Here is an 8,617-nt window from a genome sequence, read left to right as displayed (position 1 = left end):
CCCGCCGATGGTTCCCCCTTCACCGGCGGGCCGCGAATCCCCGCTTCAAGAGTCCCCCAGAAGCCCGCTCATCAATAGGGTCTAAAGTCCCTACCAGAATTGCCGTTTCAAGGGGTCATCCACCAATGGACTTTGGGCCCTATCGCACCGCACGCCGGTCGGGCAGAATTGCACTGTGAATGCACCGATCCCGCAACCCGACGACACTCCAGCGGAGGATGCCGTCCGGGTGTTCATCCTCGACGACCACGAGCTGGTCCGGCGCGGACTCCAGGAACTGCTGGAGAGCGAAGGATTCGAAATTGTGGGGGAAACCGGCTCCGCGGAGGAGGCCACGCGCCGCATTCCGGCCCTGCGCCCTGATGTCTCCGTCATCGATGCCCGCCTGCCGGATGGCTCAGGCATTGAGGTCTGCCGGAACGTCCGGTCGGTGGATCCGTCGCTGCATTGCCTGATCCTCACCAGTTATGACGACGACGAGGCGTTGCGCGGTGCGGTCCTGGCCGGAGCGTCCGGTTATGTGCTCAAGGAAATCGGCGCCATGGAACTGGTGACGCAACTGCGCCGGGCGGCCAACGGCGAATCCCTCTTCGACCCCGGCGTTGAAGCCAGGATCATCGGTGGTCTGACCCATCCCGAAGCGTTGGATTCGCGTATCGCGGCGCTCAGCCCGCAGGAGCGGCGCGTCCTGACGTTGATCGGCCAAGGCTTGACCAACCGGCAGATCGGCGAGGAAATGTTCCTGGCGGAAAAGACCGTCAAGAATTACGTCTCCTCCCTGCTGTCCAAACTCGGCTTCGAACGCCGCACCCAGGCCGCGGTCTACGTGACCCGGGAGAAGCAGTAGAGCTATACGGCCGCTCCGACCGGCACCGACCACCGCAGCTGCGTCCCTTTTCCGGCAGCACTGTCGACGTCAAAGGTTCCGTCCAGCAACCGGGCCCGGTGCTCCAGGTTCGCCAGGCCACTCCGGGAACCACCACCGTCGAAACCACACCCATTGTCGGCGATAACAAGTTCCAGACCGTTGGTATCCACGGTCACGGACATATCAATACTGTCTGCTCCGGAGTGCCGGATGGCATTGCTCAGCCCCTCAGTCACCACGGCCAGCAGGTGCTCCCCCACTGACTGCGGTATGTTCAGGTCGATGGCTCCGGAGAGTTTCAGCCTCGGGGTGAAGGCAACCGACTTCGCCCCTTCCCGCACGACACGAAGAATCCGGCTGCTCAACACCTCCCGCTCGGCGGCGTCCCGCAATGAATAGATGGTGTTGCGCAGTTCGCGGATAGTTCCATCGAGTTCGCCGGTAACCGCAGTGATGCGCTCAAGGGCGGCGGGTTCAGGGGTGAACCGGCGCAGGCTCTGCATGCTGAGACCGGCCGCAAACAGCCGCTGAATGACGACATCGTGCAAGTCCCGGGCGATGCGGTCCCGGTCCTTGAAGACTGCCAGCTGCTCGCGCAGTCCGTTCGCCCGCGAAAGCTCCAGGGCCAGCGCAACATGCGATCCGAAGACGGCTGTCATTTCGACGTCAATCTGCACGAATCCTTCCCCACCCGCCTCCCGCGCGAGCAGCAGCAGCCCCTGGTCCTTTCCGGGTGGGCCGAGTGCAGCGGCGAGAACCGGTCCCATACCGATCACTCCCTGTGCGGCGAGCGTTCCGCCGGCGTCGGGAATCACCTTCGACTTCCCGACCCGGAGTACTTCGGTTATCAGCGGCGACGCTAGAGACAGGGTCCGGCCCGCAACGTCGCCGGCCTGGTTTCCGGCGGCGGCAGCACAATACACGGCGTCACCGTCGCCGGCGGGAAAACCGAGAATCGCCAAGGCAGCGCCGGACTCGGAAAGCGCCCGCTCGGCCACCAGGTGCAGACCGTCCACGGGAGCATCCAGGACGGTCATCATCATGTTCCCGGTGACGTCCATGGACGCCTGCCGCCACTGTTGCCGTCGTCGTGCCTCCTCGAACAGTCGCGCGTTTTCGATGGCGACGCCGGCCGCGGCTGCAAGGGCAACGGCCAGCTCCTCGTCCTCATCGGTGAAGTCTCCTCCGCCCTCCTTTTCGGTCAGATACAGATTGCCGAAAACGATGTTCCGGACCCGGATCGGTACGCCGAGGAAGGAGGCCATCGGCGGATGATTCTCAGGGAAGCCGTATGCATCGGGGTGCCGGCGGAGGTCGTGCAGCCGCAGCGGATTGGGATCCCGGTTCAGTAGTCCGAGTACGCCGAGGCCAACGGGATTGGTCCCGATTTTCCGGGCTGTATCGTCGTCGATTCCGGCCGTGATGAAATGCATGAGCCCCTGCTGGTCATCTTGCAGGACCCCGAGGGCGGCATATTGGGCATCGACCAGTTGGCAGGCGGAGTGCACCACATGGTCCAGGACTGCCTCGAGGCTCAAATCCCCGGCGATGGTGACGACGGCGGCGAGCAGTCCCTGCATCCGCTCCCGGACACGGACAGCCGGATCTGCTGCTGTCACCTGTTCGGTCCCCATGGCTACCACCGTTCACCCGACGACGTGTCTCCCGACGGCCCTTCCCGCGTTCCAAGCCCGCGGGGAAGTGCTCAAAGGTACTCATACGATAGTCCCTACGGTGCTGCCCGGCCAGAGCGGAGGCATGCAAACCCGGACAGGCCGTCGTCGTGGGCCGAAGCAGCTACGCGCGCCAGCCCAGCAGTTCGCCTCCGATGGCAATGCCCCCGAACAGGATCAGCGCCGCGGCCACGGGAACGACCAGCGTCCACACCGGCCGGCGCTGGAGCAAATGCACCGCGAGAACCGTCAGTGCTATCCAGGCCGCCCAGAAGAACAGAATGCCGTACAGCGGTGCGACAAGTCCCGCGGCGAGGTAGAGGAATCCGACCAGTATGTGCAGGATGAGCCCGATCCAGCCGAGGACAACCGCAAACGCATGCCGGGATACGTGCCGCTGTCCCGACGGTTGGTTAGCTGCGTGGAAGGCCACCGGATCCTCCCTCCCCTGCCTCACCAACAGTGCCCCTCCGGCTGACGAGCACCGGGCCGGCCGCGTGGTGCAACACCGCGTGTGCCGTTGACCCGACGTTGCCCGCGAACTCTCCCTTGCCTTTGGCACCAACGACGAGGATCCGCGCGTTCTGCGAGGCTTCCACCAGCGCTCCCGGTGGTGAGGTTTTCAAAACCAATTCCTCCTGGACCGGCACATCCGCCGCGTGCGCACGTGCCCGGCTGACGGCGTCGTCGAGAATAGCCTTTGCCTCGGTTTCCGCATCCGCGGTCAGCTTTCCCCTGCCGAACCTGCCCATGCTCTTCTGCACGTGCAGAATCTTCAACGGCGCATCCCATAGGCCGGCCAGGCCGCAGGCATCGTCCAGCGCCATATTGCTCTCGGCAGAGCCGTCCACGCCCACAACCACCGGGCCGTTTGTGTTGCCCGCAGAGCGCAGAACCGCGACGGGGCACTTTGCCGTAACCGCGAGCTGGAGGCTGACGGAACCGACCAGCAGACCCAGGAATCCACCGATGCCACGGCTGCCGACGACCAGCATGCGCTGCTGTCGGGATATCTCTTCCAGAACGTAGGAAGCTGAACCTGTGACGAGGCTGGTTTTGATATCGAGCGCCGGCGCCACCGTCCGCGCCTCGGCCACCCCGTCTTCGATGATGGCCTCGGCCGAATGCCTCAGTCCGCTGCCGGCGACGCCCTCCACCGGACCAAGATCGTGGGTGAACAGTGGCCACAGCCAGCAATGAACGAGGTGCAATCCCCGCCCTTCCGCAACGGCCAGGTTGGCTGCCCATCGCACGGCCAGTCTGGCTTCATCCGAGCCATCGAAGCCGACGACGATTCTTTGTTCCGCTTGCATGGATCCTCCCGATGGCCAATCAAACGGTGATGATCGTTCTGCCTAAATTGAACCACGCCGGGACCTGTCATGGCAGTGTTTTTGTACGTGGATCCGTTGCTGGAAGTGAGCTTCAAGTTCTGCTTGAGGCTAAACCCTTGACGGGTCCGCTGCACAAGACGAGAGTAGCTTCAACAGGCTTCGGCAAAACCGGCTGGAGACTGTGTCCGGCAGCGTCCGCAAACCGGAAGCATCGACAGAGAAGGTGAATGAGCAGTGGACCCAACAATCATCTGGATCATCGTCGGGATCATCGTTGTGCTGGCCATCATTGGCGCAGCGATCTACTTTGGACGCAAGAAAAAGGAACAACACGCCGAACGGCAACGCGTGGAAGACCATCACCACGCCGAGGAAATGCGCCAGAAGGCCCGCGAGAATGAGCTGAACACCCGGGAGCGTGAAGCCGACGCCAATCAGGCATCTGCGGAAGCCGAAAAGGCCGAAGTCGAGGCCGAGCGTCTCCGCCACGAAGCTGAGCAGCGCAAAGCAGATGCGCATGGAATGCGGGACGAGACGGAGAACCGGACCAGGGAGGCCGACCAGCTCGACCCGAATGTGGACACCGACCAGAACCGGGGCAAAGAATCCCGGCACATGGACACTGACCCGAACCGGGGCAACGAGACCGAGACCCGGCGTTAACCCGCGCCGCGGCGGTAAAGCGGGATCTGCCGCGCATCCTCAAGGTTCAGGAGCGCAGGCCGTTAGTCAGCGCCGGAGCGGACGGCTTTAGCGCGGGCGGTACCGGTCTATAAGCGGGCAGTCGAACGGATCCCGGGCGGACAGTCCGACGCGGTTGAGATACTGCACCACGATCGAGTAGGACTTCAACAGCGAGGTCTCTGTGTACTTGATGCCGTGTTCCTGGCAGTGCGCCCGGACCAGCTGCCGCGCCTTGCGCAGGTGCGGGCGTGGCATGTTCGGGAACAGGTGGTGCTCAATTTGGTAGTTGAGTCCTCCCATGAAGTGGCTCATGAACGTTCCGCCGCGGATATTGCGGGAGGTCAGGACCTGTTTGGAGAGGAAGTCCACCTTGCTGCCCCGGGGAAGCACCGGCATCCCTTTGTGGTTGGGTGCAAAGGAAGCGCCCATGTAGACGCCGAACACCGCCATGTGAATGCCGATGAAGGCGAACGCCAAACCAACCGGCAGGAACATAAAGACTACGGCGAGGTACGCGCCCATGCGCAGCCCCAGCATGGCAATTTCGACCCAGCGCTTCTCCACCCGGCCACGGCCCAAAACTGTCTTCCAGGACGTCACATGGAGGTTGACGCCTTCAAGCAGCAGCAGGGGGAAGAACATATAACCTTGGTTGCGTGTCCACAGCGCCGCAAGACCGCGTTTACCGCTGGCACTTTCCTCGTCGAAGGAGAGCACCTTCATGTCGACATCCGGATCTTTGCCCATAATGTTGGGGTTCGCGTGATGCCGGTTGTGCTTGTTCATCCACCACGAGTAGCTGATCCCAACCACCAGATTCGCGAGCACCCTTGCGGCACGGTCATTGACCGGGCCTGAAGCGAATATCTGCCGGTGCGCGGCCTCGTGCGCCATGAAGGCCAGCTGAGTGAAAATCACGCCCAAGGCTGCCGCTATCAACAGCTGGAACCATGAATCCCCCAGCAGGGCGAAGCCGGTCCATGTCGCGGCGAGCAGCAGCATGAGAACTATGAAGAGGGTGATGTAGAACCGCCGCCGGCGCTGGAGCAGACCAGCGTCGCGTACCGATTTCATCAATTCCGTATAACTCTGTACAAGCTTATTGGCCTTGGGAGGGCGAACGGAGTCAGCGTTGGCGGTTTGCGATGGCGACGGCATAGTTTCCATGTCCTTTAAGAGTAGCCGAGGCCAGGCGGCCTTCTTCACCTGGAACTTGCTTCGAACTTAACAGGCTATGGCGCCTCCGATCAAGGTTGCATTTGGAATTTGTTACCAGTCCCTGACCGAAGCCGCCGCTCTTTGATGGCTTAAGCGCGCTGGTCGCCGTCGTTTCCTCTACGCTTTTCTGCCCGCTTACGGATGTGTCCTACGACGAGCACAACGAGGGTCAGGAACGCCGAAATGGAGATCGGTAACCACAACGTGATGGTCATCAGGCTCGCTCCGGCAACCGCTCCGGCAAGAATGAGCAGCACTGCGAGAAACCGCTTCAACCAGTCCTGCTTTTTGTCGGCGCCGAGACGGGAGTCAGCCGCCAGGCCGGTAATTGTCGACGTCACGACGACGGTGGTTACGTCGGGGACCTTGACGTGCCGGGCCGCGGCCGCCTGGATTCCCATCACCAGTCCCAATCCGGACGTAATGCCCTCCGTCATGTACGGGAAGGCATGCCGCCCGGCCACAAACAGCAGAACCGAGATGGCAACCAAGACTGCTGCCACGATAATCAGGGCGACCGACGTCGCCCCTACCCAGCCGTCCGGCCGCCCGCGCAGCATTCGCCCGCACAGCATGGCGCCCAGGAAGAACGCCACCAAGGCCAGCGCCGGGCCGAGGACCGGCAGATTCGTGGTACCGGTCAGAGCCATACCCAGAATCACGACGTTTCCCGTCATGTTTCCGGTAAAGACCCGGTCCAGTCCAAGGAACCCGACTGCGTCTATGACCCCGGTTGAAAAGGTCAGCACAAGCATCAGCCACATATGCAACCGGGGAGTCGCCATGCGGAATTTGCGCGGCTGTTTTCGTTTTACAGTGTTTTGGTCCATCTCGACCGCCGATACCCCCACTGTTACCGTCCTACTGCGTAGCCTTGCATGCCGCGCGGGTTCGCCCCCGCATGAAGCATGCCCGTTTCAGGATCCCTCGACACGGCACATAGCCGGCCGATCTCCCAGTCACCCGCGCGCGCCACCCGGTGTCCGCGCGCCTTCAGTTCCGTCAGGACTTCATCGCCCACGCGTTGTTCAATCAGGACGACGCCGAGCTGGTGCTCGTGGGGGAAGAATGAACTGGGAAAATGGGTGCTGTGAAACGACGGCGCGTCGATGGCTTCCTGCAGGTTCATCCCACCCAACAGGTGATTCAGCAGGAAATGCAGTTGCCACTGATCCTGCTGGTCCCCTCCTGGCGAGCCGAAAGCCAGAACCGGTTCGCCATCCTTGCAGACAAGGGTCGGCGAAAGCGTGGTGCGCGGACGTTTGCCTGGGCTGAGCGTATTTGGCAGTCCTTCCTCCAGCCATGCCATCTGCAACCGGGTTCCCAGCGGAAACCCAAGCTCGGGAATAACCGGTGATGAGTGCAGCCAGCCACCGCTGGGCATAGCCGAAACCATATTTCCCCAGCGGTCGACGACGTCGACATGGACGGTATCCGAGCGAGCTTCACCGTTCGCCTTGGGTCCTGAATCGAGCAAAGCGGCGACGGCGTTCGGCTCACCGACTCCGTTCAGGCCGATGGCGTCAAAATCACCCTTTACCTCCAGATTTGGAAGGATCGGATTCCGCCCATCAGGGCTGCCTGGACGGATTTCCAGCGACGCCTCATCAGCAATCAGACGACGGCGTTCATCCGCATAGTCGGCGGAAAGAAGGGTCTGGCCCGGAACGTCATCGGAGTCCCCGTACCAGGCGTCACGGTCGGCGAATGCCAGCTTCGTCGCCTCAAGTATCTTGTGGATGCCGTCCGCAGTACCGGGCTTTACATCCATTCCGTCCAGCAATGCCAACTGCTGCAGGAAGACAGGACCCTGGCTCCAGAAACCGGCCTTGCAGACGGTATGGCCTTCGAACTCAAAGGTCTGCGGTTCTTCATAATGAGGACGCCAGGATGCCATGTCCTCACGGTTCAGGAAGCCCGCATGGTTCTTTCCGGTTGAATCCCGCCATGGCGTTTTGACGAACTCGGTTATTGATTCGGCGACAAAGCCTTCGGTCCACTCCGCAATGGCGGCGTCGATGCCGTCCTCCCTCGTACCGCCGTCGTCGAGGGCACTTGTTTCTGCCTCCATCAGACGCCGGTATGTCCGGGCCAGCGCCTTATTGACCAACATCTGTCCCGCCTCGGGGACTTTTCCATCCGGCAAGTACAAATCAGCCGAAGGCTGCCAGTGCTCCCGGAACATTGGTTCCATCCGCCCGATGTACTCAACGACCTTGGCCGCGGCCGGAAAGCCATCCTCGGCATAGGACGCCGCAGGACTCAGGGCGTCCTGCAAACTGATAGTCCCGTGATCACGGAGGAAAGTCATCCATCCCAAAGTGGCTCCGGGGATGGCCGTTGCAAGCGGACCGGTCCCCGGCACCATGTCAATGTCGAGGGCCGCAAATGCCTCTCGGGTTGCCCCGGCAGGTGCGGGGCCCTGAGCACAAAGCACAGTCGGTTTCTTGTCGTCGCCGCGGGCGAAGATCAGCGGAAGATCTCCACCAGGTCCATTCTGGTGTGGTTCAACTACCTGCAACGTGAATCCTGCCGCTACAGCGGCATCGAATGCGTTACCACCACGTTCCAGTACCCCCATCCCGACTTGTGAAGGCAGCCAGTGAGTCGATGAAACCATTCCGAAGGTACCGGCCAGTTCGGGACGAGTACTGAAATTCATTAATTGAACCTTTCTATTTTATGTTGATGGCGGCTGTCCGGCGCTGGCAATCAGCGGCAATCAGGAGTTGGAGGGGAAGGAGAAGGAGGCGTCGGATGCGTGGGCCGGTTCGGGCCAGCGTTGGGTGATGACTTTTCCGCGGGTGTAGAAGCGGACGCCGTCGGACCCGTAGATGTGC

General features: G+C 62.0%; 8 protein-coding genes. 2 read left to right on the top strand and 6 right to left on the bottom strand.

All coding sequences use genetic code 11. The features are described 5' to 3' along the window. Positions 1 to 175 precede the first annotated feature (175 nt). A complete protein-coding gene (locus Y707_RS0111550; RefSeq protein WP_051441910.1) occupies positions 176 to 847 on the top strand; it encodes a response regulator in 672 nt (223 codons plus the stop codon). A gap of 2 nt (positions 848 to 849) precedes the next feature. On the opposite strand, the gene Y707_RS0111545 is transcribed toward Y707_RS0111550, so the two are convergent. The 3 genes from Y707_RS0111545 to Y707_RS25385 form a co-directional block, all read right to left on the bottom strand. After that, the gene (locus Y707_RS0111545; RefSeq protein WP_051441909.1) at positions 850 to 2,502 is read right to left on the bottom strand and encodes a GAF domain-containing sensor histidine kinase; all 1,653 of its coding nucleotides are present in this window, start codon (positions 2,500 to 2,502) and stop codon (positions 850 to 852) included. Between the two features lie 163 nt (positions 2,503 to 2,665). Further along, positions 2,666 to 2,974: a hypothetical protein gene (locus Y707_RS0111540; protein WP_051441908.1), complete on the bottom strand. Its 309-nt coding sequence runs from the start codon at positions 2,972 to 2,974 to the stop codon at positions 2,666 to 2,668. Further along, complete coding sequence (locus tag Y707_RS25385) at positions 2,955 to 3,854, bottom strand: universal stress protein (RefSeq protein ID WP_051441907.1); 900 nt, start codon at positions 3,852 to 3,854, stop codon at positions 2,955 to 2,957. Before Y707_RS25385 ends, Y707_RS0111540 begins: the two co-directional genes overlap by 20 nt. 255 nt (positions 3,855 to 4,109) lie before the next feature. Here Y707_RS25385 and Y707_RS25380 point away from each other — a divergent pair, with 255 nt between their 5' ends. Beyond that, complete coding sequence (locus Y707_RS25380; protein ID WP_051441906.1) at positions 4,110 to 4,538, top strand: hypothetical protein; 429 nt, start codon at positions 4,110 to 4,112, stop codon at positions 4,536 to 4,538. Positions 4,539 to 4,625: 87 nt separating this feature from the next. On the opposite strand, the gene Y707_RS25375 is transcribed toward Y707_RS25380, so the two are convergent. From Y707_RS25375 to Y707_RS0111515, 3 genes are all read right to left on the bottom strand, one after another. Further along, entirely contained in the window at positions 4,626 to 5,726 is a 1,101-nt protein-coding gene (locus tag Y707_RS25375; RefSeq protein ID WP_035781412.1) for a fatty acid desaturase family protein, read from the bottom strand. A 140-nt stretch (positions 5,727 to 5,866) separates the two neighbouring features. Continuing rightward, entirely contained in the window at positions 5,867 to 6,562 is a 696-nt protein-coding gene (locus Y707_RS0111520) for a YoaK family protein (protein ID WP_026535202.1), read from the bottom strand. A 68-nt stretch (positions 6,563 to 6,630) separates the two neighbouring features. Then, positions 6,631 to 8,439 (bottom strand): gamma-glutamyltransferase family protein, encoded by a 1,809-nt coding sequence (locus Y707_RS0111515; protein WP_026535201.1) that lies wholly within the window; start codon positions 8,437 to 8,439, stop codon positions 6,631 to 6,633. Positions 8,440 to 8,617 lie beyond the last annotated feature (178 nt).

The sequence above is a fragment of the Arthrobacter sp. H14 genome (genome assembly GCF_000520495.1).
In the GTDB taxonomy this organism is placed as follows: domain Bacteria; phylum Actinomycetota; class Actinomycetes; order Actinomycetales; family Micrococcaceae; genus Arthrobacter_C.
The sequence above is the reverse complement of the archived record's forward strand: the minus strand, read 5'-3'. Positions and strand labels throughout refer to the sequence as shown.